Source organism: Sorangium sp. So ce321 (assembly GCF_051530195.1).
In the GTDB taxonomy this organism is placed as follows: domain Bacteria; phylum Myxococcota_A; class Polyangia; order Polyangiales; family Polyangiaceae; genus Sorangium.
In genome coordinates, this window is the sequence record NZ_CP150329.1 from 6,117,676 (window position 1) to 6,144,601 (window position 26,926).

Annotated in this window: 21 protein-coding genes and 1 pseudogene; 11 read left to right on the top strand and 11 right to left on the bottom strand. The window is 72.6% G+C overall.

Annotated features, from left to right (window positions below; all coding sequences use genetic code 11):
- Window positions 1–32 precede the first annotated feature (32 nt).
- Window positions 33–782: a type I methionyl aminopeptidase gene (gene map / locus WME89_RS22495; protein WP_438011179.1), complete on the bottom strand. Its 750-nt coding sequence runs from the start codon at window positions 780–782 to the stop codon at window positions 33–35.
- 104 nt (window positions 783–886) lie between these two features.
- Here map and WME89_RS22500 point away from each other — a divergent pair, with 104 nt between their 5' ends.
- Window positions 887–1,204, top strand: coding sequence for a LysR family transcriptional regulator (locus tag WME89_RS22500; RefSeq protein WP_437664376.1), 318 nt, complete (start codon window positions 887–889; stop codon window positions 1,202–1,204).
- A 38-nt stretch (window positions 1,205–1,242) separates the two neighbouring features.
- Window positions 1,243–3,141 carry an inositol monophosphatase family protein gene (locus WME89_RS22505; RefSeq protein ID WP_438011180.1) on the top strand — a complete coding sequence of 633 codons (1,899 nt, stop codon included), beginning with the start codon at window positions 1,243–1,245 and terminating at the stop codon, window positions 3,139–3,141.
- A gap of 137 nt (window positions 3,142–3,278) precedes the next feature.
- Here the strand turns inward: WME89_RS22505 and gnd are convergent, their stop codons facing one another.
- Both gnd and WME89_RS22515 read right to left on the bottom strand, forming a co-directional pair.
- Entirely contained in the window at window positions 3,279–4,262 is a 984-nt protein-coding gene (gnd, locus tag WME89_RS22510; RefSeq protein WP_437627279.1) for a phosphogluconate dehydrogenase (NAD(+)-dependent, decarboxylating), read from the bottom strand.
- A gap of 77 nt (window positions 4,263–4,339) precedes the next feature.
- Window positions 4,340–5,371: an STAS domain-containing protein gene (locus tag WME89_RS22515; protein WP_438011181.1), complete on the bottom strand. Its 1,032-nt coding sequence runs from the start codon at window positions 5,369–5,371 to the stop codon at window positions 4,340–4,342.
- 401 nt (window positions 5,372–5,772) lie between these two features.
- Here WME89_RS22515 and WME89_RS22520 point away from each other — a divergent pair, with 401 nt between their 5' ends.
- The 4 genes from WME89_RS22520 to WME89_RS22535 all read left to right on the top strand — a co-directional run bounded on the left by WME89_RS22520 (window position 5,773) and on the right by WME89_RS22535 (window position 9,418).
- Window positions 5,773–5,994: a hypothetical protein gene (locus WME89_RS22520; protein WP_061614183.1), complete on the top strand. Its 222-nt coding sequence runs from the start codon at window positions 5,773–5,775 to the stop codon at window positions 5,992–5,994.
- Window positions 5,995–6,424: 430 nt separating this feature from the next.
- Complete coding sequence (locus tag WME89_RS22525; RefSeq protein ID WP_438011182.1) at window positions 6,425–6,592, top strand: hypothetical protein; 168 nt, start codon at window positions 6,425–6,427, stop codon at window positions 6,590–6,592.
- A gap of 334 nt (window positions 6,593–6,926) precedes the next feature.
- Window positions 6,927–7,769: a hypothetical protein gene (locus tag WME89_RS22530; protein ID WP_438011183.1), complete on the top strand. Its 843-nt coding sequence runs from the start codon at window positions 6,927–6,929 to the stop codon at window positions 7,767–7,769.
- Between the two features lie 251 nt (window positions 7,770–8,020).
- Entirely contained in the window at window positions 8,021–9,418 is a 1,398-nt protein-coding gene (locus WME89_RS22535; protein ID WP_438011184.1) for a DNRLRE domain-containing protein, read from the top strand.
- Here WME89_RS22535 and WME89_RS22540 read toward each other — a convergent pair.
- From WME89_RS22540 to WME89_RS22565, 6 genes and pseudogenes are all read right to left on the bottom strand, one after another.
- On the bottom strand, window positions 9,403–10,422 hold the full coding sequence (locus WME89_RS22540; protein WP_438011185.1) for an ABC transporter permease: 1,020 nt from the start codon (window positions 10,420–10,422) through the stop codon (window positions 9,403–9,405). The two genes, WME89_RS22535 and WME89_RS22540, sit on opposite strands and share 16 nt — an antisense overlap.
- Window positions 10,422–11,498 (bottom strand): ABC transporter permease, encoded by a 1,077-nt coding sequence (locus tag WME89_RS22545; RefSeq protein ID WP_438011186.1) that lies wholly within the window; start codon window positions 11,496–11,498, stop codon window positions 10,422–10,424. Before WME89_RS22545 ends, WME89_RS22540 begins: the two co-directional genes overlap by 1 nt.
- On the bottom strand, window positions 11,495–12,352 hold the full coding sequence (locus tag WME89_RS22550; protein WP_438011958.1) for an ATP-binding cassette domain-containing protein: 858 nt from the start codon (window positions 12,350–12,352) through the stop codon (window positions 11,495–11,497). Before WME89_RS22550 ends, WME89_RS22545 begins: the two co-directional genes overlap by 4 nt.
- A gap of 174 nt (window positions 12,353–12,526) precedes the next feature.
- Window positions 12,527–12,958 (bottom strand): annotated as a pseudogene (locus WME89_RS22555) (ATP-binding cassette domain-containing protein); the annotation flags it as partial.
- A gap of 88 nt (window positions 12,959–13,046) precedes the next feature.
- On the bottom strand, window positions 13,047–14,336 hold the full coding sequence (locus WME89_RS22560; protein WP_438011187.1) for a BMP family lipoprotein: 1,290 nt from the start codon (window positions 14,334–14,336) through the stop codon (window positions 13,047–13,049).
- 96 nt (window positions 14,337–14,432) lie between these two features.
- On the bottom strand, window positions 14,433–15,665 hold the full coding sequence (locus WME89_RS22565) for a vWA domain-containing protein (RefSeq protein WP_438011188.1): 1,233 nt from the start codon (window positions 15,663–15,665) through the stop codon (window positions 14,433–14,435).
- Window positions 15,666–16,150: 485 nt separating this feature from the next.
- Here WME89_RS22565 and WME89_RS22570 point away from each other — a divergent pair, with 485 nt between their 5' ends.
- Window positions 16,151–17,443: an amidohydrolase/deacetylase family metallohydrolase gene (locus tag WME89_RS22570; RefSeq protein ID WP_438011189.1), complete on the top strand. Its 1,293-nt coding sequence runs from the start codon at window positions 16,151–16,153 to the stop codon at window positions 17,441–17,443.
- On the opposite strand, the gene WME89_RS22575 is transcribed toward WME89_RS22570, so the two are convergent.
- Window positions 17,444–19,042 (bottom strand): metallophosphoesterase family protein, encoded by a 1,599-nt coding sequence (locus WME89_RS22575; RefSeq protein ID WP_438011190.1) that lies wholly within the window; start codon window positions 19,040–19,042, stop codon window positions 17,444–17,446. It lies immediately after the preceding gene.
- A 252-nt stretch (window positions 19,043–19,294) separates the two neighbouring features.
- Here WME89_RS22575 and WME89_RS22580 point away from each other — a divergent pair, with 252 nt between their 5' ends.
- Window positions 19,295–20,395, top strand: coding sequence for an SUMF1/EgtB/PvdO family nonheme iron enzyme (locus tag WME89_RS22580; RefSeq protein WP_438011191.1), 1,101 nt, complete (start codon window positions 19,295–19,297; stop codon window positions 20,393–20,395).
- Between the two features lie 69 nt (window positions 20,396–20,464).
- Here WME89_RS22580 and WME89_RS22585 read toward each other — a convergent pair whose 3' ends face one another.
- Window positions 20,465–21,454, bottom strand: coding sequence for an aldo/keto reductase (locus tag WME89_RS22585; RefSeq protein ID WP_438011192.1), 990 nt, complete (start codon window positions 21,452–21,454; stop codon window positions 20,465–20,467).
- Between the two features lie 738 nt (window positions 21,455–22,192).
- Here WME89_RS22585 and WME89_RS22590 point away from each other — a divergent pair.
- From WME89_RS22590 to WME89_RS22600, 3 genes are all read left to right on the top strand, one after another.
- The gene (locus WME89_RS22590) at window positions 22,193–23,026 is read left to right on the top strand and encodes a hypothetical protein (RefSeq protein ID WP_438011193.1); all 834 of its coding nucleotides are present in this window, start codon (window positions 22,193–22,195) and stop codon (window positions 23,024–23,026) included.
- A 1,310-nt stretch (window positions 23,027–24,336) separates the two neighbouring features.
- On the top strand, window positions 24,337–24,963 hold the full coding sequence (locus WME89_RS22595) for a hypothetical protein (RefSeq protein ID WP_438011194.1): 627 nt from the start codon (window positions 24,337–24,339) through the stop codon (window positions 24,961–24,963).
- A gap of 1,356 nt (window positions 24,964–26,319) precedes the next feature.
- Complete coding sequence (locus tag WME89_RS22600; RefSeq protein WP_438011195.1) at window positions 26,320–26,922, top strand: hypothetical protein; 603 nt, start codon at window positions 26,320–26,322, stop codon at window positions 26,920–26,922.
- The last annotated feature ends 4 nt before the right edge of the window (window positions 26,923–26,926 follow it).

The window sequence follows — 26,926 nt, forward strand, 5'->3', positions numbered from 1 at the left end:
CCGCGGGCGCCCTGACCGCGTCCCGCGCGGCCTCAGAGCGTCAGGATCTCGCAGCCGTCCCGCGTGACGAGCACGGTGTGCTCGAACTGCGCCGAGAGGCTGCCGTCCTCCGTGACGATGGTCCACCCGTCGTCGAGCGTGCGGATGCGGTTCGAGCCCAGGTTCACCATCGGCTCGATCGTGATCGCCATCCCGGCGCGGAGCCGCATGCCCGCGCCGCGCACGCCCGTGTGGGCGACGTGCGGCGGCAGGTGCATCCTCCGCCCGATGCCGTGCCCGCCTACCTCGCGGACCACGCTGCACCCCTCGGCCCGCGCGAGCTCGTCGATCGCCGCGCCTATATCGCCGAGCCGCGCCCCGTCGCGCACGACCGCGACCCCTGCGTCCCGGCAGCGCCGGGCGACGTCCACCACGTGCCTCGCCTCGGCGCTCGGCTCTCCGATGAAGAACATCGCCGACGTGTCGCCGTGGTAGCCGTCGAGCTCCGTCGTCACGTCGACGTTGAGGATGTCGCCCGGCGCGAGCACCTCGTCGCGCCGCGGGATCCCGTGGCACACGACGTGGTTCCGGCTCGTGCACACCGCCGCCGGGAAGCCCTTGTATCCCAGCTGACTCGGGCGGCCGCCCCGCTGCGCCGTGTCCTCGCGCACCCACCGGTCGATGTCCGCGGTCGTCATGAAGGGCTGGAGCCGCGCCCCGACGGCGGCGAGGGTCGCCGCGGCCGCGCGCCCGGCGCGCCGCATCGCCTCGCACGCGCGAGGCCCGAGGATGTCCACGTTCATGCGAGGCATATGCGGGCGCCGCGCGCGGCCATCCAATACTGTTTTGATCTCGGGGCGCGCGCGCGGCTCCTCACCCGAGCGGCGTTCGCGGTAGAATCGGGCGCGTGAGCCTGTCGCAGATCCGTTACTTCATCGCCGTCGCCGAGGAGGGCCACGTCGGCCGCGCCGCGCGCCGGCTCCACATCGCGCAGCCGCCCCTCAGCCGGCAGATCCGCGGCCTGGAGGACGAGCTCGGCGCGCAGCTGTTCGAGCGCACCGCGCGCGGCATGCGCCTCCTGCCGGCCGGCGCCGCGTTCCTCGACCACGCCCGCACGATCGTCGCGAAGGTCGACGAGGCCGTCGCCGACCTCCGCAGCTACGGCGCCGCGCCTCCTTGCGGGGACCTCGACCCTGGCCGCTGCCGGCGCGCCGACCTGGGCTAGGCTGCCTCGCGTGGAGCGCGTGGTGCCAGAGGAGCGGCATGGGCTACGACGCTGAGCTCGCGTTGGCCGTCGAGGCGGCGCGCCGCGCGGGGTCGCTCCTCCGCGCGGAGTTCCATCGCCCCGGCGGCCCGCGCGGCGCCGGGACGCACGCCGACGTCGACGTGGAGGCCGAGCTCCTGCTGCGCGAGGCGCTGACCCGCGCCACGCCCTACGCGTTCCTCGGGGAGGAGACCGGCGCCGCCTTCGGCGCGGACCCGTCGCACCGCTGGGTGGTGGATCCGAACGACGGCACCGCGTCCTTCCTGCACGGCTACCGCGGCGCCTCGGTCTCGATCGGCCTCCTGCGGGAGGGCACGCCGGTGCTCGGCGTCGTCTTCGCGTACGCCTACCCCGACGACGACGGCGATCTCATCGCCTGGGCGGAGGGCACCGGGCCGATCCGGCGCAACGGCGCCCCCGTCTCGGCCTCGCTCGCCGGCGGCGCGCTCGATCGCTACGCCGTCGTGCTGCTCTCGCAGTCGGCCGACTTCCTCCCGGCCCGCAACGCCCGGTGCGTCGCCCCGGCGCGGTTCCTCTCGCTCCCGAGCCTCGCCTACCGGCTCGCGCTGGCGGCGGTCGGCGAGGGCGTCGCCGCTGTCTCGCTCAGCCGGCCGCAGAGCTGGGATTACGCGGCCGGGCACGCCCTCGTGCGCGCCGCCGGCGGCGAGCTCGTCGACGACGACGGCGCGCCCATCGCGTACACCGCGCAGCGCGAGGGCGAGATCTGCCGCCTGTTCGGCGGCGCCCCCGCGGTCGTCCGGGAGCTCGCGCGGCGCCCGTGGAGCGCCGTCATCCACGGCCGCATCCCGGCGCCGCAGGGGACGTACGGGCTCCTGCGCCCGTCCCGCAGCCTGCTCTTCGAGGGCGCCGGCGCGCTCTCCCGGGCCCAGGGCTGCCTGCTCGGCCAGCTCGCGGGCGACGCGCTCGGCGCGCTCGTCGAGTTCCGGAACGCGGAGCAGATCGAGATCATGTACCCGGGCGGGGTCCGCGACCTCGCCGACGGCGGGACGTGGAACACCCTCGCCGGGCAGCCGACCGACGACTCCGAGATGGCGCTCATGCTGGCGCGGTCGATCGTCCGCAAGCGCGGCTTCGTCGCCGAGGCCGCGCTCGACGCGTACGTGCACTGGTACGGCTCCCGCCCGTTCGACATCGGCAACACCACGGCGGCAGCGCTCTCCGCCGCCGCGGGCGCCCCCTCGCCGGACGCGCGCCGCGCCCGCGCGCGGGCGGCCGCGAGCCCGACCAGCGAGGCGAACGGCTCGGTGATGCGCGCCGCGCCGCTCGGCGTCCTCGGCGCGGGCCGCCCGCAGGAGGCCGCGGCCTGGGCGCGCGACGACAGCGCGCTCACGCACCCCCACCCGGTCTGCTGCGCCGCCTCCGCCGCGTTCGTCGCGGCGATCGCCGCCGCCGTGGGCGGGGCCGGGGTCGAGGGCGCCTGGGAGGCCGCCCGCGCCGAGGCGGAGCGGAGCGGCGAGCGCGCGGTCCTCGCCGCGCTGGAAGCTGCGCGCCGCGCGCCGCCCCGGAGCTTCTCGCACCAGGCAGGCTGGGTCATCATCGCCCTGCAGAACGCCTTCTACCAGCTCCTCCACGCGTCCTCGCTCGAGCAGGGGCTCGTCGAGACGGTGATGGCCGGCGGCGACACGGACACGAACGCCGCGATCGCCGGCGCGCTGCTGGGGTCGGCGCACGGCCGGGACGCGGTCCCGGATCGCTTTCGCCGCCTCGTGCTCTCCTGCCGGCCGCTCCCCGAGGCAGGGGCGAAGCACCGGCGCCCGCCCGAGCTCTGGCCGGTCGATGCGATGCTCCTGGCCGAGGCGCTCCTCGCCGCGGGGCAGCGAGCGCAGCCCGAGGAGTGCGACCCACCGGAGAGCTTCCGGACCGGGGACATCAGCTAAAACAACAATATTATCGGTAACTTACCGGCATTTTGTAACCCTCTTGAAGAGGATGAGGGTGCCCCGGCGGAGCGACGCACCCGGCGCGCCGGGGCGCGGTCACGGACTATGTCCAGGGCGGCCGGTGAGGGCGTCGCTCAGCCGCCGGTCGGGCGCTCCAGGTGCCCGCCGAATTTGTGGCGCATCGCCGACAGGACCTTCTCGGCGAAGGTGTGATCGTGGCGGGAGCGGAAGCGCGCGTAGAGCGCCGAGGAGAGCACCTCCGCGGGCACCGCCTCCTCGATCGCGGCCATCACGGTCCAGCGGCCCTCGCCGGAGTCCTGCACGAAGCCGCTGTACCCGCCGAGGTCGGGGCTCTCGGTGAGGGCGATCGCGGTGAGGTCGAGCAGCCACGACCCGACGACGCTGCCGCGCCGCCACACCTCGGCGATCTCGCCGAGGTCGAGGTCGTACCGGTGCTCCTCGGGCAGGCGCGGGGTGGCCGCGTTCTTCAGGATGTCGAACCCCTCGGCGTAGGCCTGCATGAGGCCGTACTCGATGCCGTTGTGGACCATCTTCACGAAGTGGCCGGCGCCGACCGGGCCGCAGTGGAGGAAGCCCTCTTCGGACGTGCCCTGCGCCGCGCTCCGGCCCGGCGTGCGCGGGATGTCGCCCTGGCCCGGCGCGAGCGTCCGCAGGATGGGCTGCACGAGGGAGAACGCCTCGGGCGCGCCGCCGACCATGAGGCAGTAGCCGCGATCGAGCCCCCACACGCCGCCGCTCGTCCCCACGTCCACGTAGCGGATGCCCTTCGGGGCGAGCGCCCTGGCGCGGCGCACGTCGTCCTTGAAGTACGTGTTGCCCCCGTCGATGATCACGTCGCCAGGGCCGAGCTTCTCGCCGAGCTCCTGGACCACGTGCTCGGTCGGGGCGCCCGCGGGGAGCATGACCCAGACCACGCGCGGCGACGCGAGCTTCTCCACCGCCTCACCGAGGGAGAAGGCCGTCTCTGCGCCCTCCTCGCCGAGCTGCTTCACGCTGTCCTGGTTCAGATCGAACGCCACGACCTCGTGGCCGCCGCGCATCAGCCGGCGCGCCATGTTGGCGCCCATCCTCCCGAGTCCGATCATTGCGAGCTTCATCTCTCACGCTCCTGTCTACGATCGCGGGCGTACCACGGGGCGCCGCCACGGGTCCGGGGCGCCCCTCCCGGAGGCGGTCACCGCGGCTTTGGCCGGATGGCGCCCATCGCGTGCTCGAGCGCGCTCTTCAGCGTGCTGAACACCGGGATCCCCTCGAGGCTGCCGCCGGCTTCCAGGATGCTCGCGACCATCCCCGCCGGGACGCCGGTGATGATGCACTGGCTGCCGAGCAGCCGCGTCGCCGCGAACAGCCGGAGGAGGTGCTCGACGGTGGAGGCGTCGGTCGCCTGCGCGCCCGTGAGGTCCACGATCATGAAGCGGGCGCTGTGCTTGACGATGGCGCCGAGCACCTCGTCCATCATGCGCGTCGCCCTCGCGCCGTCGACCGTGCCGATCACGGGCATGGTGAGCACGCTGTCCCACACCTGGATGATCGGCGTCGACATCTCGAGCATCGCCTCGTGCTGCGCGCGGGCCCGATCGAGCTGCAGGCGCAGCTCGATCTGCACGCGCTCGAGCGCCTCGTTCTGCTCGCGCAGCCGCGCGCTCGCGGCGGCGAGGTCGAGCGCGTTCTTGAGCATCGTGTAGGTGGCGCCGACGTAGAGCGCGTACGTCGTCGCGCTCGCCAGCGCCTTCCGGTCGATCTGGCGCTGGTCTTCTAGCGCGAAGAGCATCGTGCCGATGGTCTTCTTGTAGACCTGGATCGGCACGTGGAAGACGACGTCGGGGTCCTCGGCGAGGAGCCAGGCGCGCGCGAGGTCCGACTCCCGCGCCTCGGTCCAGGGCCCCTTGAACCACGCGGCGCGCTGCGCCTCCAGCGCCGCGACCATCCAGGCGTCCACGACGACGCCGCCGCCCTCGGGCGCGCCGTACTCGAAGGTGCCGCGCTCGTACCTCGCCGCGATCCGGGCGCCGCCGCCCTCGTTGCCGAGCACGACGCAGAGCCGCTGGGACGGGACGATCCAGCGCGCGCTGGAGCAGACCTCTTCCCAGAGCGAGCGCAGGTCCGGCTGGCTCGCGAGCTTGAGGAGGATCTCGTTCAGGACGCCGAGGACGATCCACCCACCGCCGCCGCTCTCGGAGGGCTGGCCAGAGTCTGGCATCGACATCAGCAATCGGCGTCGAGCGGGGGGCCCGCGGCGTCGGTCCGTGGTTCGATGATCTGCGAGGAGGCCGGCTTCATGACGGTCTCCCGGGTCGCTTCCTCGCAGAGCCCTGGCTCGTCGATGCACGCGACGGGCTCACGACCAGATCGAATCTCGGCACGGTGTACACTCCTCGCGCTCGGCGCGGCCGCATCTTACCCCGCAACCCGCTCGCGGTGGGAGGTCTCTCCGCCCGCCGGCGCCGGCTCCGCGGCGTCGCGTCGCGTCGTCGTTGCCCGGGTCGCCTCCCGCGCCGCGGCGGCCCGGCTGCCGAGGCGCGCTCGCCCCGGCCTCCGGCCGGCGCGCCGCCGCGCTCGCGGCCGCGGGGGACCGCGCTCGGCAGCGCTGCATGCTACCGCTAGGGCATGAAGATCAAGGCACGTGACGGCAAGGTCTATGAGGTCGCCTCCGCTCCGCCCGGCGGTAGCCACGAGGTGCGGCTCGACGGCAAGGTGGTCGGCTCGTTCGTGCTCCTGCCCGACGAGACGCAGGTCACCGTGAAGAGCAAGCCCGCCACCGACGCGCTCCTCGTGGACATCGCCGATCGGTTCGTCGCCGAGGGCGGGGCGCCCATGGGGATCAGCTGATCCAGGGCGGAGCGCTGCGCGGGTGCGTGGGATCCGGTTCATCGGCGCGCCGGCTGCAGCGAGCTCCAGGCGCACCGTGACGAACTCGCCCGCACACGGGTAACGGCGGCTCGCCGCGCGGCCCGGTTGAGGTCGTCTGTCGTGCCCTCGCAAGCGCCTGGCCGCGCCGGCCGTTTCCGAGACGGCGCCGCAGGCCTGCCCGGAACCCATGAATGACGTCGATCCGTTGCACTGCAGCGGAAGCTGCGCGCACTCCCGCTCGCCGCGCTCCGGCGTCCTCTGCATGGTCTGTCATGGCAACGACATCCCGGAACCTGTGGCACCTGGGCTTCGTGAACCTGGTTCGCGCTCGCGCCCCCGCGAACATCTCCGTCCAGCCCGAGGCGTGGCTCGCCGTCGAGCCGCAGCGCGCGGGAGGCCTGAGGAGCGGTTGCTCGGGCTCAGGCCTGAGGAGCGGCTGGTCGGACTGCCGCCTGCGCATCAGCTCCTGGCGCTGTCCGACGACGCGCTGCGCGGTTTCACGGACGAGTACCTGCGCTCGCTCCCGGCCGAGGTGCAGGACGCGATCCGGCACTGCATCGGACGGCCTTCACGCTGACCACCCGGCCGTGAGGGCGCTCGGTGCGCCGCGGCGGAAGCGGCGCGCGCATGCGCAGCGCCGGATGTAGGGCACGGGTAGGTTTCGGTGGGATTTCATGACCTGCCCGGTTCGAGGGGGCTCGCATGCGACGCCGCAGCCTTCCTGGCCTTCGTGATCGAAGCCGGCGCGCTCCCACCGAGGTCGCTCGCGGAGGTCGATGGGGCGCGCTTCTCCCGGGCGCAGCGGGGTCGACGCGGGCGGGACGCGACGCTGCGATCAGACCCGATGGCGCGTCGCCGGCCGGATGACGGCACGCGCTCGCGTGGCGTGCCGCTTGCTCTCCTGTTCCGGCATGAACCTCGGAACGTGCCTCTCGCTCGCGATCGGGCTCGGCGTGCTGACTGCCGGCGGGCGCGCGAGCGCCTGCGACCCTGTGGATACCAGCGTCTCGGAGGGATTCCTGCGCGCCGGCGCTCAGGGGGAGCTCGCCACGGTGCCACGCAATGTGGCGATCGTGATCTGGGGCGACCTCCCGGAGCTCTCGCACCTGCTGGTCGAAGAGGTTACCGGCGCCTCCGTCGCTGGCGCTGGCTCCGACGTTCCTGTCGCCCCGCCGGGGTACAGCGTGATTCGGCCTGCCGAGACGCTGGCGCCCGATACGACGTACCGATTGCGCCTGAGGCCCGGCGTCGAGCGCATCGTCCGGACCTCGGATGTCATCGACGACTCCGCGCCGAGCGCGCCGGTGCTCGCGAGCGGAGACGTCGAGTTCCACGCCAACGAGCCCGCGTGCGGCGCCAGCAGCTGCGGGGACATGACCACGCTGACGTTCGACCTGGAGACGCTCGGCGAGGACGATCACTCGCCCGCCGAGGCGCTGGTCTACGCCGTGTACGTGGGCTTCACCCCGGAGCAAGCGCGCTCCAAGGTGCAGCCGGACGCCTGGCTGGAGAGCGACTCGATGTTCCTCTACGTGGACGAGGACCACGTCGGTCGCGACGTGTACATCGCGGTCTCGGCGATCGACGAGGCCGGCAACGAGAGCGAGCGCAGCGAGGTGTTGCAGGTCGAGCACGAGGCGTCGGGCTGCGCGTTCGCGCGGAGCTCCACGCCGAAGGCGGCGCTCGTCATGCTGCTCCTGGCCGCGCTCGCGCCGCTCCGCCGCGCCGCGCGGAGGACGAAGGCGGCGGCGTGAGGCGTAGGTCTCCAGGCGGCGCGCTGCGGGCGTGAGGCGCAGGTCGCCGGGCAGCGCGATGGTAAAGCATCGATCGGGCTGACCCGATCGCCCGCCCGGATCAGAGCTTCCGCTCCTGAGCTCGCAGCGGAGGATCCGGCATGCAGATCACGTCCGAAACGTGGAATCCATCGGCGTACGACGCAATCGCGCGCCCCGAAATTCAATGAGGAGCGTTGTGCGTCAGGAGGAGCAGGAATATATGTCGTACCATGCGATACCTCCGGACAGGCGCTGCTCGCGTCTGCTCTCTGCTCCTCGTGCTCGCAGCGCTCCCCGGGACGGCGTTCGGGGCTACCACCGCGATCACGTTTACCATCAACCACGCCGATTGCGGCACCGGCGAGCTCTCGCTGTACCTGAACGGGGCTCGCCTCGACACGGTCGCGAGCACAAGCGGCTGCGAATGCAATGAAGCGCCGCTCCAGCGGACGTTCACCGAGCCCGAGGTGCTCGCCCTCTACGATCCCGATGCGTGCAATGATGTCCGGGTCGATCTAATCAACGGCTTCACGCTGTTCATCGGCTTCGTACGCGTCGACGTTCAAACCGACGAGGGCTCGTCGCAGACGTGCCTGTTCGATGCCGCCTCGGGCCCGATCCCGTGCGCGGATCGCGATCTCTGCGACGGGTACCACGTCGGGCTCACTTCGGTCGGGAGTCCCGATGGGGACGGCGACGGCATCCCGGAGGGCCCGGGCCTCGGCTGCGACAACTGCCCCGGTGAGGACAACCCGGACCAGGCCGACCAGGACGACAATGGGGTCGGCGACGTCTGCGACCCCTGTCCGCGCGGCGACCACGACGGCGATGCCGTCTGCGACGAGGCGGACAACTGCCGTGACGCCAGGAACCCGGACCAGGCCGACAGCGACGGCGACGGCCTCGGCGACGCCTGCGACGCCGCCTGTCCGCGCGGCGACCACGACGGCGATGCCGTCTGCGACGAGGCCGACAACTGTCGTGACGCCAGGAACCCGGACCAGGCCGACAGCGACGGCGACGGCCTCGGCGACGCCTGCGACAACTGCCCGGCCGTCGCGAACGCAGACCAGCTCGACAGCGACGGCGACGGCCTCGGCGACGCCTGCGTGGGCGGGTGCGTCACCTTGCAGCGAGGCACCGCCGGCGAGGTCGCGGACGCGGACATCTGGGAGGCTTTCCCCGACTACAACGACGGCCACGTCCCCTACAACGACTCGGGCCTGTCTCACGGCTTCCGCAAGCAGGCGCTTTACCGGTTCGGGCTCGGCGGCATCCCGGCCGGGGCCACCGTCACGTCGGCCGAGTTCGGCGTCGTCGCCTATGGCCCCGGCGATCAGAGCGTCCGCGTCCACCGGATCGCCGCGCCGTGGCGCGAGGACGCCGTCACCTGGCACAGCTTCGCCGCGAGCTACGACGAGGCTGTCGAGGCCGAGCTGCTCTGGGTCGGGCCGTACGCCATGGCGGCGGACCTGACCGAGCTCGTGCAGGCGTGGGTCGACGGCGCGACGCCGAACCACGGCTTCCTCGTCGAGCAGGACCCGATCGGGCGCACGTCCTACCGCTCGAGCGACCACCCCCTCCAGCGCGACCGCCCCTGGCTCGAGGTCTGCTACCTCGCTCCCTGATCCGCGCCCCGCGGCTTCTCCTCCGCCCCCTCGGCGGCCGCCGGGTAGGGCTTGCCGAGCGCCGCCGGCGGCGTCGCGTCGAACGCGCGCAAGAGCGGGCGGCGCGCCGCGTCCGGCAGCAGCGCGCCGAGGCGCTCCAGCAGCCCGCTCGAGGTCAGCACGAGGACCACGATCATCAGCGCGAACGGCGCCACGCTGAAGACCTGCGTCGGCACCGACGGCAGCGCGCTCTGGCCGAGGCTCGCCATCGACGAGAGCACGCCGAAGAGGTACGCGCCGAGCGCCGCCCGCACCGGGTGGAAGCCGCCGAAGATCACGATCGCGAGCGCGATCCAGCCGTAGCCCGCGGTGTGCCGGTGGCTCCAGCCGGCCTTGAAGTCGAGCGAGTACGCCGCGCCGCCGACGCCCACGAGCGCCCCGCCCACCAGGGTCGCCGCCGTGCGCACCCGCGCCACGTGCGCCCCGCGAGCGTGCGCCGCCGCCGGCTGCTCGCCCACGGCCCGGAGCAGGAGCCCCGCGCGCGTGCGGTAAAGGAAGAGCCACGCGCCGGCGACGAGGGCGTAGCTCGCGTACACCACCGGATCGCTCTGGAAGAACAGCGGCCCCAGGACCGGCACGTCCCGCAGCACCGGGATCGACACCGCCGGCACCGTCGGCCCGGGCACGCGCACGAACGGGCCGCCGAGCACCGACGAGAGATCCGCGCAGAGCATCGCCAGCACGAAGCCGATCGCGATCTGCGACCGGCGCAGGTGGACGCCGCCGATCGCCACGACGAGCGCGACAAGCGCCCCGGTCGCGGCCGCGGCGGCGAAGCCGGCGAGGACGCTCCCGGTCGACAGGGCGGCCGCGAAGCCCACCATGGCCGAGAGCATCATCGCGCCCTCGGCCGAGAGGTTGATGACCCCGGCCCGCTCGGCCAGGGTCTCGCCGACCGCCGCGTACACGAGCGGGGTCGACGCCGCGAGGGCCGTCGCGAGCAGCGAGAGGATCTCCCCGTCCATCACGCCTCCTCCGGCCGGGCGCCGCCGCGCGCCTTCCACGGGGACAGGAGCGCGAGCAGCACGAGCACGCCCTGGAGCACGCCCGAGAGCGAGGACTCCAGGCCGAGCGTCATCGGGAGCTTCAGGCTGCCGACGTTGAGCGCGCTGAAGAACAGGGCGATCGGCGCGACGAGCGCGGCGCGCCGGCCGGCGAGCATCACCACGAGCAGCGCCAGGAAGCCGAGGTTGCTCGAGACGTTCGGGATGAGCCGGTGGAAGGTCCCGAGCACCTGCACCGCGCCGGCCACGCCGGCGAGCGCGCCCGAGATCGCGAACGCGAGGAGCATCTCCCGCGCCGCGGGGACGCCGAGCACCTCCGCCGCCTGCGGGCTCAGCCCCACCGCCCGCAGCCGGAGCCCGAAGTGCGTCCGCCCGAGCACCACCGCGGTCCCGACAAGCGCGAGGGCCGCGAGCAGGAGCGCGGCCGGGCTCAGCTCGGTGCCGCCGAGCGTGGACAGCCAGAGCGCGCTGTCCAGCGGCTCGGTGCCGGCCATCGACGCGACCCCGGGGCGCTTCCACGGCCCGAAGACGAGGTAGAGCACCGCCCCCTGCGCCACGAAGTTCATGCCCAGGCCCGCGAAGATCTCGCTCACCCGGCCGCGCGTGTGCAGCGCGCCGGTGAGGGCGCCCCAGAGCGCCCCGCCGAGCGCCCCCGCGGCGATGCAGAGCGCGACCGCGGCCCCCGCAGGGAGGCCCGGCCACAGCGCGCGCGCCGCGCCTGTGGCGCAAACGGCCCCGATGACGAGCTGCCCCTCGACGCCGAGGTGGTACAACCCGGCGCGGAACGTGAAGAGCAGGCCGCTGCCGCAGAGCAGCAGCGGCGCCAGCGTGGCCAGCACGCGCGCCGCCTGCTCCATCGAGCCGAACGCGCCCTCCCACAAGCTCGCGGCGACCGACGCCGGCGAGGCGCCCAGGATGGCGCAGAGGCCCGCCACGAGCACGAGCGACAGCGCGAGCGGCGCCGCGCGCGAGACGGCCGCGCCGAGCCACGCCGCGCGCGCGCTGGCCCCCGCTCGACCGGCCGGCTCGCGGCTCATCGGCCGGGCCCCGCGGTCGCCGCGGGCTCCGCCGGGGCGGGCGCGGCCTCGTCGAGCTCGCCGCCGATCATCCGCCCGAGCCGGTCCAGCGTCAGCTCGGCCACGCTGATCGGCCGCGAGACGCGCCCGCCGCTGAACACGAGGATCCGGTCGCTGTAGCGCATGAGCTCATCGAGCTCGGACGACGCGAACACGAGCGCCGTGCCGGCCCGGCACCGCGCGAGGAGCTGCTCCCACACCCAGCGGGCGGACTCGATGTCGAGCCCGCGGGTCGGGTGCTCCAGGAGGAGCAGCGTGAGATCGGCGGGGAGGAGCGCGAGCTGGGTGCGCTGCTGGTTGCCGCCCGAGAGCAGCTCCACCGGGGTCTCCGGTCGCCCTCGGATCCGGAACGCCTCGATGGCCCGCTCGGCGGCGCGGCGCATCTCGCGCGCGCGCAGGACGAGCCTCGGCCGGGGCGCGCGCAGCGCGACGTGCTCCGCGATGGAGAGGCCCGCGATGAGGCCCTCGCGGCGGCGGTCTGCGGGCAGGTAGCCCACGCCGGCGCGCAGGAAGGCCGGGTAGGGGCGGCCGGTCAGGTCGGCCCCGCCGATCGCGACGAGGCCCCGCCGCGGCCGGAGCAGCCCCGCGCAGGCGCGGAGCAGCAGGCGCTGGCCGCTCCCCTCGAGGCCCGCGAGCCCCAGCACCTCGCCGCGGCGGACGGCAAGGCGCGGGACGCGGAGGTCGAGCCGGTGGTCGCCGACCCCGGCGTCCTCGAGCGAGAGCGCGACGCCGTCGCCCGCCGTCGGGGGCCGCTCCGGCGGCGCGAGCGCCTTGCCGAACATCAGCGCGACGAGCCGATCGGCCCCGGCCGGCATCTCCGCCTCGCCGGCCACCTGGCCCTGCCGCAGCACCGTCACGCGGTCGCAGAGCGCCTCGACGTCCGAGAGCTTGTGCGACACGAGGACGATCGCCCTGCCTTCCTGCTTGAGCCGCCGCAGCGCGGAGAACAGGGCCTCCTGCTGCGCGGCGGAGATCCCCGTCGTGGGCTCGTCGAGGAGGAGCGCGCGGACGCCCAGCGAGAGGAGCCGCAGGAGCTCGATCTGCTGGCGCTCCCCCAGGGTCAGCCGGCCGACCTGCTCGTCCGGGTCCACGGAGAAGCCGAAGCGCGCCGCGAGGGCCAGCAGCTCCTCGCGCGCGGCACGACGGGAGAGGAAGACGCCCGCGGCGCGCGCGCGGGGCCTCGCGACGAGGAAGCTCTCCAGGACGGTGAGGGGCGGGAAGTCGAGCGGCTCCTGGTGGAGCACGCCGACGCCCGCGGCGAGGGCGTCGGCAGGGCTCGCGAGCGCGACCGGGCGGCCGTCGAAGAGCAGGCGGCCTGCGTCGGGGCGGAGGAGCCCGCCCAGGACGCGGAGCAGGGTGCTCTTGCCGGCGCCGTTCTCGCCGAGCAGCCCGTGCACGGCGCCCGCCTGGATCGTCAGCGACACGTCGTCGTTGGCCGTGACCTGGCCGAACCGCTTCGTGATGCGCTCGATCTCGATCCGCATGGAGCTCCGCCCGGGGACGGCGGGCCTACTTGCTCGGCCCGGTGATCCCCTTGACGAGCTGCGGCAGATACCAGATCTGCTGGGGCGTCGCGGCCTCGCCGTCTTTCAGGAACTCGGTGCCGTCCTGGAACTTGAGCGGTCCCTTGAAGAGCTCGAGCCCGTTGGCGAGCGCGATGACGAACGCGCCGATCTGCGCCTTCCGCTCTCCCAGCGCGTTGCCGGGCACGAAGCCGACGACCGACGCCTCGCCGTTCAGGTCGCGGAAGTCCGGCCCTTGCCAGACGAACTCGCTCGTGTACTTGCCAGCGCGCGACTTCTCGATGGCGTCGCGGTAGAGCGGCGCCCAGTTGTAGTAGGCGACGCCGAGGCAGATCTCCGGCGCCAGATCGCAGCCGGCCTTGTGGTCGTAGTGGACGTACTTGACCTGCTTGCCGGCCCCGCTCGCCTTCTTCGCCTGCAGCGCGGCCTCTGGCGTATCGAGCCCGGTCAGGAGCACGTCGAAGCCGCTGCTGTAGAAGTCGTCGGCCACCTTGGTGGGGTCGAGGGTGACGCCCGGGATGTTGAACCAGAAGCCGATCCAGGTGACCTTGAAGGTGAGCTCCTCCGGCTTCTTTTTCCGGTAGGTTTCCCAGCAGTGCCGCGCGCCGAGGTATGCCGCCGTGACGAGCCGGCGGGTCTCGTCGTTCACGAGGGGGCCGAGATACCCGATCTTGCCCGTCTCGGTGCCGAGCGCCGCCGCGCACCCCGAGATGTGCTTGGCGGTCTCGATGCGGCCCATGATGTTGCCCAGGTTCGGCTGGGACTTGTAGTTCTTCCCATCCTTCCACGCTGTATCGCCGGAGACATGCAGGACAGTGACCAGCGGGTGCTTGCGCGCTGTCTCGAGGGCGTCGTCCTTGTAATCGTCGGAGTTGTAGACGACGAGCCTGGCGCCGCGGGAGATGAGGTCGTCCGCGACCTGGGATCCCTTCACGTTCGGGCGGTCGGCCGGGTTCACCTTGTCGACGTACTCGAAGCTGACGTCTGGCATCTTGGTGAGGACCGCGCGAATGCCGTCGTAATGCGCCTGATTCCACCCCTTGTCGTTGTAGGGGCCGACCAGCACCATCCCGACCTTGTACCCCGCGGTCGGGGCGGCCTCGGCCGTCGGGGCCAGGGCGCTGGGGGCGGCGGACCTGTCGGCGGCCGGGCTGGAGCCCGTCGACGAGCGATTGCAGGCGCCGCCGAGCAGCGACAGGGCAATGGCGAGGACGGAGGCGGGGGCGGGGCGGGGGACAGCGTGTGCCGCGGGCAATTTCAGCGGGCGAGGGATCACCCCGTCATCGTGGGCGGGAATGTCGCAGGGTGTCAAGAAACTGCGGCGGCGTCGGCCGGGCCGACCCGGCGGCGGCGTCCGGCGTTCGCCCTGAGATCAGCGTGGAATCGTGATCACGTCCTCGCAGGTGAAATCGACCCCGAGGGCCGCCGCCGGGTCCGCCTGGATCGCGGCGCAGGTGCTGTCGCAGAGCACGATCTGCGTCGGGTTCTCGGCGCTGTCATACCGCCAGGCCTCCTCGGTCTCGCAGTCCTGATCGTAGGTGAGCGCGATCGCCTCGTCGTCGCCGCTCGTGTACGTCACGCGGACCTTCTGCGCGTCGAAGGTCCTCCCGTCGGGCGCGGGCGGGATCGCGACCGTGCAGGAGACGGCCGCGCCGCGGATCGCATCGACGGCGGCCTTGAAGGCCGCCGCGGTCGCCGCGGGGTTGCCGGTGTCGATCAGGTAGGCGTGCTCGGTCCCGCCCGCCACGGCGACATCGTTCATGTCCTCGACGGTCTCCGGCGCGCCCTCGATGGGCGGGTTGGCGACCCCGATGACGTACGTCGGGATCCCGTCCGCGAGCGCGGTCGAGGCCTGGTCCGCCACGAGCGAGACCTGGTTGTACCGCGAGCCGCAGCCCTGCGGATATCCGTCGGTGACCAGGACGATGGCGTATCTCCCGGGCGTGGCCTGCCGCTGCGCCGTGGCGTACGAGATTGTCCCTTGCATCACGAACAACGTGGGCGTGCCGCCGCGCCAGTCGTCGGCGGTCTCCGGCGTGACGGCGTCGATCGCCTCGGCGAAGTCCGGCGAGGGCAGCGGCGTCATCGGGACCTCCGGCGTCAAGTAGGTGTCCGCGTCGCACTTGATGTCGTTGTCGCCCTCGCTCGGAAAGAACCTGAGCGAGGCGTTGAGCCCCTGGGACAGGGGATCCGCGAAGAACTGCTTCGTCGCCGCGACGACGGGATCCCACTTGAGCGACTTGTCGTGCCAGGGGTCGTCGCCCATGCCCATGCTGCCGGACACGTCGAACGCGAAGGCCAGGTAGACGGGCTCGAGGTCGGCCTCGGCCGTCTCGGTGGCGCACGCCCCGCCTTCGCCCGAGGAGCCACCGTTGCTCGTGCCGCCCGAGCTGGGATCGCCGCCGATGTCCGGCAAGCCCCCGAAGCCCGCGCCCCCTTCGCCCGCGCCGCCTTCGCCCGTGCCGCCGTTCGTGCTCGTGCTCGCGCTCCCGTTCCCGGAGCCGGCCTGCGAGCTCCCGCCACCGTCGCTGGCCCCATTGCCCCCACATGCGACACCGATCGCACCCACTGTCAGCAACACAATGGTCATCGTGGGTAATTTCATCAGCTGGATCCTCCATGAGCGCGGTCCGGCGCAGTGTGGCGCGCCGGAGCCGTCGATGGTGCGTGAGACACTCAAAGTAAACGCGGCCGCGAAGCTCGCTTCACGATCCCGTGGACCGGGTAGCATAGCCGACGGAGCCGCCCGCTGGCCCACGTCTGGTCCGGAAATGATGCTGCCGGGCGATGTGGTCGCGTTGCCCCAGCAAGGCGTGATGTGGTCGCGTTGCCCCAGCAAGGCGTCGAGTGTAGCCCCTTGTCTCACCGCCGTTCGTGCGCGGCCCAGGGCGCGGGCGGAGGGGTCGGGAGCGCCGCGTTCCGGTCAGGCAGAGGCCCATCGCTGGCCTTTCCCGTTCGTCCATCGAGTCTCCGTTCCTTCGGCGATCAGCAGGAACACAGACAGACCGCAAACTCTGGCTGACAGAAATCGACCCTTGCCACTGTGTGGCCGGCGGCCGAGCTACCATGATCGGAGCGGAGGTGAACGGAATGCGCCGGGGTCCGCCGCCGTGCCTGCGCTGTTTCGGGTCACGGGGCGCACCCGCGCTCGCCGTGCTCGTCGTCGCCGGGGCAGTCATCGCCGCTCCGCCCGCGCAAGCGCGGGAGTACGATCTGCTGATCAGGGGAGGGAGGGTCATCGACCCGGCGAACGGCCGCGACGGGGTCCTGGACCTCGCCGTGAGCCACGGGCGCATCGCCAGGGTGGGTGTGGACATCGACCCGGCGCGCGCGGACGCCGTGGTCGACGCGGCGGGCCTCGTCGTCGTGCCCGGGCTGGTCGACATCCACACGCACGTGTTCTTCGGGACGACGGACGGCACCTACCTCCACAACAGCTACCAGGCCGTCGCGCCGGACAGCTTCGCGCCGCGCAGCTGCACGACGACCGTGGTGGACGCGGGCAGCTCCGGCTGGCGCGACTTCGCCCTCTTCAAGGCGCAGACGATCGCGCACTCGAAGACCCGGGTGCTGGCGTTCCTCAACATCGTCGGCGGCGGCATGCGGGGCGGGCGCGCCGAGCAGGATCTCCGCGACATGGATGCAGCCACAACGGCGGCGGCGGCGCGGGCGCACAGCGACGAGATCGTCGGCGTCAAGGTCGCGCACTACGCCGGGCCCGCGTGGGATCCCGTGCTGCGGGCGGTCGAGGCCGCGCGGGCGTCAGGGGGGCGGGTGATGGTCGATTTCGGCAGGCACGTGCCCGAGCTCTCGCTGCGTGAGCTCCTGCTGACGCACCTCCGACCGGGCGACATCTTCACGCATGTCTACGCAGACATCCCGGGGCGAACGCCGGTCGTCGACACCAGCGGCCGCGTGCGCTCGTACGTGCTCGAGGCAGAGCGGCGCGGCATCGTCTTCGATCTCGGCCACGGGGGCGGCAGCTTCGTGTTCGATCAGGCCGTGCCGGCGCTCGCGCAGGGCTTCCTTCCGGGCTCGATCAGCACCGACATGCACCTCCAGAGCCTGAACGGAGCGATGGGGGACATGGTCAACGTCGTGTCCAAGCTGCTGAATCTCGGCATGTCGCTCCCCGATCTCATCCGCCGCAGCACGGCGGCCCCCGCGGCGATCATCGGCAGACCCGAGCTCGGCACCCTCGGCGAGGGCGCGGCGGCCGACATCGCGGTGCTGCGCCTCGAGACGGGGCGGTACGGCTATGTCGACACGAGGGGCGCGCGCATCGACGGCGACCGGCGGCTCGAGTGCGCGCTCACCGTGCGCGCCGGGCAGGTGCTCTGGGACCGCGACGGGCTCAGCGCCAGGCCGTACCTGCAACGGTGATCAGGACACCGGCGCCTCGGCGGCGGCCGGCGGCGCCTCGGCGGCGGCGCGCGCCGGGCGGAGCGGGTGCGTCTCGACGCGCCAGATCCCCTCGTCCGTCAGCCGGATGGCCGCGAACCGCGCGACCCCGTCGAGGTGGCCGTCCGTCTCGTGGCCAAGCGTCGACGACGGGTGAGCGTAGACGCTGACGCGACCGCCGCTCTTCGAGCGGTAGTGGCCGAAGAAAGCGAGGTGCTTGTGCCCGTGCAGCACGAGGGCGCTGTTCTTCTTCGGGTTCTTCTGCTGGTACGCCGCGAGCATCTCGAGCAGGCGCGGGCCATCCATGGCGATCATGAACGTGTCGTTCAGCGAGATCGGCCCCGCGAGGCGCGCCACGTGGTGGTGCAGGAGCACGACGACGGGGCCGGATCCCCGCCGGAGCGCGCGCGCCAGCCGCCGGAGCTGGCCGCCGCCGATCTGCCCGATCGCGTTCGACCCCACGAACCGCGACCGGTAACGGTTGGAGTTGAGCCCGAAGATCCGGATCCCGCCCTCGAGCTCGAGCCGCCGCGGGTACAGGCCGGCGATCGCGCGCAGCCGCCGCCGCGCCCGCTTGCGGGCCGGGGTATGCAAGGGAGGCTGGAAGGGGCCGCGCTCCACCCGGGTGAGCACGTCGATGAAGCGCTGCTCGCGCTCCGCGCGCTTCTTGAGGTACGGATCGGGCGACGTGCCGACGTTGATGGCGACATCGTGGTTGCCAGGCACCATGAGCACCCGCGAGGAGGCCGGTATCCCCGAGAGCGCCGCCTCGAGCTCGTCCCACTGCGCCTCTTCCCCGAGATCCGTCATGTCGCCCGTCAGCGCGACGAGCGGAGGATTCATGGCGGCGATCTCCCCGACGAGCCGCCGGAGACGGCCTGTCAGCTCGGCCGTGTCGGGGCGAGGGACCCCCTCGGGCCACGCGGACGAGCCCTCCTCGATCTCGTACGGCTCGCGGCCGCTCGCCGTGATGTGGAGATCGGAGATCTGGCACAGCACGAGCCGCCCGCCGGGGATCGCGTCGCCTGGGTCGGGGAAGAGCGTCGCCGCGCCGCCGTACGTCAGGATCACGCGCGTCGCCTCGCCGAGGGCGAACGCGAGCCAGCCATAGAGCGAGAGCCCGAGGGCGAGCAGGACGAGCGCGACGCACGCGACGAGCGCGAGCGCGGCGCCGCCCCCGAAGGAGAGCCTGCCGCCCGCGGGGAACCACGCGAGATCGGACGCGAGGAACGAGACGAGCGACCCCTCCATCCACGCAGAGAGCCAGCCCGGCACCCCGATCTCGAAGACGAGCGCGAGCAGCCCGCCGGCGACGCACACCACGGCGACGGCGCCGAACAGCAGGATCAGGCCGTCGCGGACGATGTCGATGACGTCGACGACCTCACCGAGCCTCCCGCGGAACGACGAGCGGAAGTAGCGACTCCCGTAGGAGACCTTCTTCCATGTCTCCGGCCGCCACACGCGGCCGCTGCTCCCGAGGCGCGCGACGACCACGGCGGGGACGAGGAGCAGCGCGAAAAGGACAAGCACCGGCAGGAGCGCCAGGTAGAGGGCTCGGAGGGCCGTCCTTCGCACCATGGCCCATTTGACGTGCCCCGGGCAGGACCGTCAAGCCGCCGCTCGGGCGGGCAGGCGGCCGCGCGCGTCATCAAATTTGCCGGAATCGACGGATGCCCGTAGCAGTAAGCGCGAGATCGCGCGCCGATGTCCTGCCCCGAGACGCCGAGAGAGCCGGCCTCCACGCCGCGACCGCCCGCGCCGAGCGATTCGCTGCCGGCGCTCTCGACCGGCGTGCGCGCGGCGCCAGCGCTCGCGCGAGGCCGCGGGCGTGTGAAGACAGCGGCCGCCGTCGCCGCGGGCGCGGGCGCGCTCGGGGCGGCCGTCGCCGCATGGACTGGCGCGCTCGCGCCGATGCCGGCGGCGCGCGGCGCGGCGCCGCTCGTCGCGGGCGCGCTGCGGGAGCGCGCGCCGCAGCCGGCGCCGGAGCGCGTGACGCTGACGGTGGACGACGAGGACGTCGAGCCAGGCACGCTGGACGAGCAGCGCCGCCGGCTCTTCGGACGGATGCGGCGCGAGCTTTCGCTCTCCGACGAGGCGATGCGGGACGTGGAGGCGATCTTCGCGGCCTCGGCCGTGCTGGGCCAGGGCAACCCCGCGCTCTCGCGCCATCCGATGTCGCGGTCCGAGTGCCGCCGCGTCCGGACGCTCTCCGGCATCGAGCCCGCGCGCGAGCCGGCATGCGGCGCGCCGGGGATGGTGCCCCTCTTCGACCCGACGCGCGGGCAGACCGCGGAGAGCGCCCGTGTCTGCATCGATCAGCTCGAGTTCCCGAACATCCCCTGCGAGTACCCCGTGGTGCACGTCCGGGCGCGCGAGGCGGCGCTCCTGTGCAGGGCGACCGGGAAGCGGATCTGCGATGCGCACGAGTGGGAGGGCGCGTGCGCCGGCGCGCTCAGGGAGCCCGACGTCGAGTACGAGTGGGAGCGGCCCCGGAACGAGGCGAGCTGGCACCATAACCTCCTGCGTGAGCGGGTGTGGAGCTATGGTCCCGAGAAGAACCACGCCCTCTGCGGCACCGAGAGCTCGCGCACGCCCGGCTGTCCAGGCGGCGGGTGGGACCGCTGCGGCTCCAACACCTATCCTTCCGGCGCCTTCCCGGCGTGCCGCAGCAGCCTGGGCGTCTTCGATCTGCACGGCAACGTGGCCGAGCACATGAGCCTGCCCATCCTGCCAGGCGAGCTCGCGCGGAGCGGCGATAGGGGCTTCACCGAGATGAAGGGCAGCTGGTTCGCGTTCTCGTCGATGGATGTCCACGCCGACGACTGCCGCTGGCGCGCGCCCGACTGGCACGGGACGCGGCTCATGAGCAAGTCCAGCCACGCGAACTACCACCTGGGATTCCGCTGCTGCAAGGACGTCAAGCCGCCCTAGGAGCGCTGGCGCTCACCGTGGCTCGCCCCTCGCAGAGCGGCGCGCCGCCGCGGACGCCCGGGGCGGCGATCAGGCCTTGAATGTGTCGTAGCGGCCGGCGCGCGGCGCGACCCGCGCCTCCAGCGCGGCGCGCTCGGCGGGCGGCATGGGGAAGGGGAGGGACCGCGCGCCGAGGTTCTCGCGCACCTCGGCGATCGAGGAGCAGCCGATGACCACCGTATCGGCATGGCTCGCGGCGTAGCGAATGAGCTCGCCCGGGCTCGCGGCGCGATCCTGGAGCAGGCGGCCTGCGGCCATGATCTTCATACCGATGACGCCGACGCCGCGCCGCCGCGCCTCCGCGACCACCGTCGTCAGGAAGGGCAGCCGCGCGGGATCCGAGGGGTTGATCGCGCAGAGCACGGTGTCGACCGGATATCGCCGCATCGCCTCGACGAGGATCTGCGGGTCGTGGTGCCCGGTGATCCCCACGTGGCGCACGCGGCCGTCAGCCCTGGCCTGCTCCACGGCCTCGATCGCGCCCCGCTTGCCGAAGATCGCGTCGAGCTCGTCGAGCTCGCGCAGGTCGTGCAGCTGCCACAGGTCGAGGTGGTCTGTCCCGAGGCGGCGCAGGCTGTCGTCGAGCAACCGGAGCGCGCCGTCGCGGTCGCGCGCGTGCGTCTTGGAGGCGAGGAAGACCTGCTCGCGCGCCTTCGGGCCGGCCGCGCGGAACGCCTCACCATAGTAGTCCTGGCTCTGCTGGTACGCAGGCGCTGTATCGCAGTACCTGACCCCGAGGCGCAGCGCCTCCAGGATTACCGGCACGGCCTCGCGGTGACGGTTGGTCGTCCGCAAGATCCCCTCTCCGCCGAGCGACACCGGCTCAACCCGGGCGCCGGTCCGCCCGAGCGTGCGCGGCGGCGCCGCCGCGGCGTCGTGGGGAGCTGCGGGCGCCGTGGGCGGCGCGGGCGCCGCGCACCCGACAGCCCCGGCCCCGATGGCCGCCTTGGTCGTGGCGACCGCTCCCAACACACCGTGGCGTCCAGTGTCGGTCGCTTCCGTCTCGCTCGGCTCGCTCATGCGTCCTCCAGGCGAATCTTCTATCAACCCACCGGCCGCGAGTAAACGTACGCAGGACGGGGAGGCTCCACGAACGCACGTTTGCCTACATGAGCTCCGTTGTGCGCTTCTGGCGCCACCTGGCGCAGGATCACCCCAACCTGGCTCGTTTCGGGCGCCCGACGCGAAGTTGCGGTGACGGCGGCGGACGGTTATGGCCCGAGTCGATCGATTGGCCTCTTACCTTCGTTGATGCACAAACGGCGCAGCCTGAGCAGGTCAGGCGCAGGGGCCTCGGTATCTCCAGGACGGCGCAGGTCGGGTGCGGCCGGGTCAGATGACCGGCGGCGCCGCGCCGCGCGCCGTCCCTGTGCGAGGCGCGAGGGAGGCCGCGTCGCCTCGTTCATGACGGCCTCGGCGCGGGTGATCTGCTCGAAAGCGGGACAGGAGCGCTGCGCGCCCTGCGGGGGGCTCGGATCGTCATGGTGGTGAGTTCGTCATCTCCAGCGTGATGCGCGCGGCGCGCGAGAGATATGACCTCGCCCCGCGGGCCGTCCTGCTGGTCTCCGCGTTGAGATATCGGAAAACCAACGCCGGCGCAGATCCAGAGAATGCCTTTTCGTCGATGCGGCGAGGCCGGCGGTGCGACCGCGGAGCGGCAGTGTCTGCACAGAGGGCTGAGGCACACAGCCTGCTCTTCGATGAGCCCAGGATGGCTCGGGGCTTCCGGCCATCATGGGACATTGAGGAGGAAGACACATGCTCTCGATTCATGGCAAGGTGCTGGGACTCGCGATGGTGATGGCGGCGCTGGGCACGGGCTGCGCCGTCGATGCGGCGGATGCAGATCTCGATCGGGCGAGCCTCGACGAGGCCGAGCAGGTCGACTCGACCACCGCTGCGCTCGAGGAGGGCGCGGAGGAGGCGAGGGGCGGGTTCCAGGCGCCTGGCAAGGATGTGCTCGGGCCGAGCAAGGGCTTGCCGAGCAAGGGGTCGTTCGGGGCGCAGGCGCCTCTCGGTGTCGGCCAGCAGCTACCCACGGATCTCGGACAGGCGCCGGTCGGCGCGCAGGGGCCGCTGCTTCCCGGCGGCCAGGCGCCGATCGATCAGGTGGGGCAGGCGCCCATCGGCCAGGTGGGGCAGGCGCCCATCGGCCAGGTGGGGCAGGCGCCCATCGGCCAGGTGGGGCAGGCGCCCATTGGGGGCGTGCCGGGCGTGGGCGGCGTGCCGGGCCTGGGTGGGTTCGGCGGCGTGCCGGGCCTGGGTGGGTTCGGCGGCGTGCCGGGCCTGGGCGGGTTCGGTGGGGTAGGCGTGGGCTCTCGGTTCTTCGGCTTCAACGGCTTCGGCTGCTGCCCTACCACCATCAACAACAACAACAACATCAACATCATCACGATCGTTGACGAGTTCGGGTTCCCGCACCGCGTCCCGCGCCCCTGCTGCCCGCATCACCACTTCGATAACTTCGGCCCGCAAGACCGCTTCGATTGCAACCGCTTCAGCGCCCCCACCTGGGCTCCGAGCAACTTTCTCTCCTGCCCCCCGCACCGCTGCTGTGGGGGCTCGAGCGCCTTCGGCTGGCCCGGCGGCTGACGTCGGCGACGAAGGGGGCGCAGGGCCGGGGCGAGGCCCCGATGAAACACAGCCAGTGCCGCGCGCCCCCTGCCGCGGACAGGCGGCGGGGCTCCCGCAGGGGCTCTGACGCGCGGCACGCGATGGCCGATCAGGCATCGGCCCCGACACCGCCGCTCCCTGCGGCGCTCCGCAGCCGCCTGGGCCTCCCCCCAGGCGGCCGGCGACGCCGCGGACGATGACGACGGCACCTCTCCCCGACAGCCGCGCTCGCCTTCGCCGAGCCGCCTGACGCCCGGCGGGCCCCTTCGTCGCGCCGCCCGGCGCCCGGCGGGCCCCGCCGCGCAAGCCGGCGAGGCCTCGCGCGCTCGCCATCTGTCGCCTGCGCAGGGCGTCGCCCCGGACGCCACGACGGACGACAGGCGCCCAGCGCTCGCTCGCCCCGCGCCCTTCCCCCGCATCCATCCCCCGCCATGCACGTAACCGTTCCCAGGCGATAGGGGACAGGTGCGTGTGTCACCTGTTTTGAATGCTCCATAAAGTGACAATCTCAGATATCGAACGTCGTGAGCTCGAGCCCGGTGACGGTCCGTGGATGCGATGCCGTCTGGCTCGTTCTCTCCCGACAGCGAGGTCGCGGCCCTGGTGAAAGCGCTCCGGGACGAGATGGCGCAGGGCGCCGCGCGCGGCGCGCCCTGAGCTCACGCTGGTCCTCAACGGCGATGTCCGCATGGCTCGTAGAAATCGCCCGCCGCGGAGCTGCAGTGATGCAGGCGGACGGTTACGGCCCGAGTCGATCGACCCGTGTCTCGCCTTCATTGATGCACAAACGGCGCAGCCTGAGCAGGTCAGGCGCAGGAGGCTCGGTATCTCCAGGACGGCTCAGGCGCGGTGCGGCGGGGTCATAGGACCGGCGGCGCGGCGCGGCGCGGCGAGCCGTCCGTGTGCGAGCCCGGACAGGCGCCGTCCCGCCTCGGTCGCGGCGGCCGCGACGCCGGTCATCTGCGCGAATGCGCGACAGGAGCGCCGCGCGCGGCGCGGGGGCTCCGGCCGCCATGGTGGCGAGTTCGTCATCTCCGACATGACGCGCCCGGCCCGCGAGCGAGACGCCCTCCACGCGGGGGCCGTCCCGCCGGTGTTCGCGTTGGGATATCGGAAAACCAACGCCTGCGCAGCTCCAGAGATTGCCTCTTCTCGCGCGCGGCGAGGCCGGAGCCAGGAGCTCGGTGCGGCAGTGTCTGCACATGAGGGTTGAGGCACACAACCTGCTCTTCGATGAGCTCAAGATGGCTCGGGGCTTCGGGCCATCATGACACATTAAGGAGGACAACATGATCTCGATTCATGGCAAGGTGATGGGGCTCGCGATGGTGATGGCGGCGCTGGGCACGGGCTGCGCCGTCGATGCGGCAGACGTGGATCTCGATCAGGCGGACCTCGACGAGGCCGAGGCGCTCGACACGACCTCCGCTGCCCTCGAGCAAGGCGCGGACGAGGAGCGGGGCGGGTACCAGGCCCAGGCGCCCACCAAGGACATGTTCGGGCCGAGCAAGGGGATGCTCGGACCGAGCAAGGGGATGCAGGGGCCGAGCAAGGCGCCCGTTGGTCAGCTCGGCCAGGCGCCCATTGGTCAGCAGCTCGGCCAGGGGCCCGTTGGTCAGCTCGGCCAGGCCCCCCTTGGCGAGCTCGGCCAGGCGCCGTCGGGCCAGGAGCCCGCGGGCGCTCGGTTCTTCCCCGGCGGCTGCTGCGGTGGCCTCGGCGGCGGCCTCGGCCTCGGCGGCGGCCTCGGCGGCGGCCTCGGCTGCGGCTTCGGCGGTGGCTTCGGCGGTGGCTTCGGCACCCCCTTCAACATCAACAACAACAACAACATCAACGTCATCACGATCCTGGAAGAGCTCTTCAACAGGAACCACCGCCCGCACCACCACTGCGGGTCCTGGGGCGACGACTGGCCCTGAGGCTGACGCCGGCCGCGAAGGGGGCGACAGGGCCGGGGCGAGGCCCCGATGAAACACGGCCAGTGCCGCGCGTACCCCGCCGCGGACAGGCGGCGGGGCTCCCGCAGGGGCTCTGACGCGCGGCACGCGATGGCCGATCAGGCATCCACCCTGACACCGCCGCTCCGGCGGCGCTCCGCAGCGCTTCTCCGCAGCCGCCTGGGCCTCCCCCCAGGCGGGCCGGCGACGCCGCGGACGTGACGACGGCGCCTCTCCCCGACACCCGCCCTCGCCCTCGCCGTGCCGCCTGGCGCCCGGCGGGCCCCGCCCCGCAAGCTGCGAGGCCTCGCGCGCTCGCTATCTCTCGCCTGCGCAGGGCCTCGCACCCGACGCCACGACGGACGGCGGACGACAGGCGCCCAGCGCTCACGATCCAGGTCGATCTTCGTGGCGCCCGTGCCGACGTGGATGTCGATCGCTCGCCCCGCGCCCTTTCACCGCGCCGCATCATCCCCCGACATCCTCGTGACCGCTCCCCGGCGATCGTCGACAGGAGCGTGCGTCACCTTGGTTGAATGCTCCATAAGGTGGCAATCTCAGACATCCATCCTTGTGAGCTAGAGCCGGGTGACGGTCTGTGGATGCGATGCCGTCTGGCTCGTTCTCTCCCGACAGCGAGGTCGCGGCCCTGGTGAAAGCGCTCCGGGACGAGATGGCGCAGGGCGCCGCGCGCGGCGCGCCCTGAGCTCACGCTGGTCCTCAACGGCGATGTCCGCATGGCTCGTCGAAATCGCCCGCCGCGCAGCTGCGGTGATGCAGGCGGACGGTTACGGCCCGAGTCGATCGACCCGTGTCTCGCCTTCATTGATGCACAAACGGCGCAGCCTGAGCAGGTCAGGCGCAGGAGGCTCGGTATCTCCAGGACGGCTCAGGCGCGGTGCGGCGGGGTCATAGGACCGGCGGCGCGGCGCGGCGCGGCGAGCCGTCCGTGTGCGAGCCCGGACAGGCGCCGTCCCGCCTCGGTCGCGGCGGCCGCGACGCCGGTCATCTGCGCGAATGCGCGACAGGAGCGCCGCGCGCGGCGCGGGGGCTCCGGCCGCCATGGTGGCGAGTTCGTCATCTCCGACATGACGCGCCCGGCCCGCGAGCGAGACGCCCTCCACGCGGGGGCCGTCCCGCCGGTGTTCGCGTTGGGATATCGGAAAACCAACGCCTGCGCAGCTCCAGAGATTGCCTCTTCTCGCGCGCGGCGAGGCCGGAGCCAGGAGCTCGGTGCGGCAGTGTCTGCACATGAGGGTTGAGGCACACAACCTGCTCTTCGATGAGCTCAAGATGGCTCGGGGCTTCGGGCCATCATGACACATTAAGGAGGACAACATGATCTCGATTCATGGCAAGGTGATGGGGCTCGCGATGGTGATGGCGGCGCTGGGCACGGGCTGCGCCGTCGATGCGGCAGACGTGGATCTCGATCAGGCGGACCTCGACGAGGCCGAGGCGCTCGACACGACCTCCGCTGCCCTCGAGCAAGGCGCGGACGAGGAGCGGGGCGGGTACCAGGCCCAGGCGCCCACCAAGGACATGTTCGGGCCGAGCAAGGGGATGCTCGGGCCGAGCAAGGGGATGCAGGGGCCGAGCAAGGCGCCCGTTGGTCAGCTCGGCCAGGCGCCCATTGGTCAGCAGCTCGGCCAGGGGCCCGTTGGTCAGCTCGGCCAGGCCCCCCTTGGTGAGCTCGGCCAGGCGCCGTCGGGCCAGGAGCCCGCGGGCGCTCGGTTCTTCCCCGGCGGCTGCTGCGGTGGCCTCGGCGGCGGCCTCGGCCTCGGCGGCGGCCTCGGCTGCGGCTTCGGCGGTGGCTTCGGCACCCCCTTCAACATCAACAACAACAACAACATCAACGTCATCACGATCCTGGAAGAGCTCTTCAACAGGAACCACCGCCCGCACCACCACTGCGGGTCCTGGGGCGACGACTGGCCCTGAGGCT

Coding starts and splice junctions, on each gene's coding strand:
- map (WP_438011179.1), bottom strand. CDS start 782: ATGAACGTGGACATCCTCGGGCCTCGCGCGTGCGAGGCGATGCGGCGC.
- WME89_RS22505 (WP_438011180.1), top strand. CDS start 1,243: ATGGGCTACGACGCTGAGCTCGCGTTGGCCGTCGAGGCGGCGCGCCGC.
- gnd (WP_437627279.1), bottom strand. CDS start 4,262: ATGAAGCTCGCAATGATCGGACTCGGGAGGATGGGCGCCAACATGGCG.
- WME89_RS22515 (WP_438011181.1), bottom strand. CDS start 5,371: ATGTCGATGCCAGACTCTGGCCAGCCCTCCGAGAGCGGCGGCGGTGGG.
- WME89_RS22520 (WP_061614183.1), top strand. CDS start 5,773: ATGAAGATCAAGGCACGTGACGGCAAGGTCTATGAGGTCGCCTCCGCT.
- WME89_RS22530 (WP_438011183.1), top strand. CDS start 6,927: ATGAACCTCGGAACGTGCCTCTCGCTCGCGATCGGGCTCGGCGTGCTG.
- WME89_RS22535 (WP_438011184.1), top strand. CDS start 8,021: ATGCGATACCTCCGGACAGGCGCTGCTCGCGTCTGCTCTCTGCTCCTC.
- WME89_RS22540 (WP_438011185.1), bottom strand. CDS start 10,422: ATGGACGGGGAGATCCTCTCGCTGCTCGCGACGGCCCTCGCGGCGTCG.
- WME89_RS22545 (WP_438011186.1), bottom strand. CDS start 11,498: ATGAGCCGCGAGCCGGCCGGTCGAGCGGGGGCCAGCGCGCGCGCGGCG.
- WME89_RS22550 (WP_438011958.1), bottom strand. CDS start 12,352: ATGCCGGCCGGGGCCGATCGGCTCGTCGCGCTGATGTTCGGCAAGGCG.
- WME89_RS22565 (WP_438011188.1), bottom strand. CDS start 15,665: ATGAAATTACCCACGATGACCATTGTGTTGCTGACAGTGGGTGCGATC.
- WME89_RS22570 (WP_438011189.1), top strand. CDS start 16,151: ATGCGCCGGGGTCCGCCGCCGTGCCTGCGCTGTTTCGGGTCACGGGGC.
- WME89_RS22575 (WP_438011190.1), bottom strand. CDS start 19,042: ATGGTGCGAAGGACGGCCCTCCGAGCCCTCTACCTGGCGCTCCTGCCG.
- WME89_RS22585 (WP_438011192.1), bottom strand. CDS start 21,454: ATGAGCGAGCCGAGCGAGACGGAAGCGACCGACACTGGACGCCACGGT.
- WME89_RS22590 (WP_438011193.1), top strand. CDS start 22,193: ATGCTCTCGATTCATGGCAAGGTGCTGGGACTCGCGATGGTGATGGCG.
- WME89_RS22595 (WP_438011194.1), top strand. CDS start 24,337: ATGATCTCGATTCATGGCAAGGTGATGGGGCTCGCGATGGTGATGGCG.
- WME89_RS22600 (WP_438011195.1), top strand. CDS start 26,320: ATGATCTCGATTCATGGCAAGGTGATGGGGCTCGCGATGGTGATGGCG.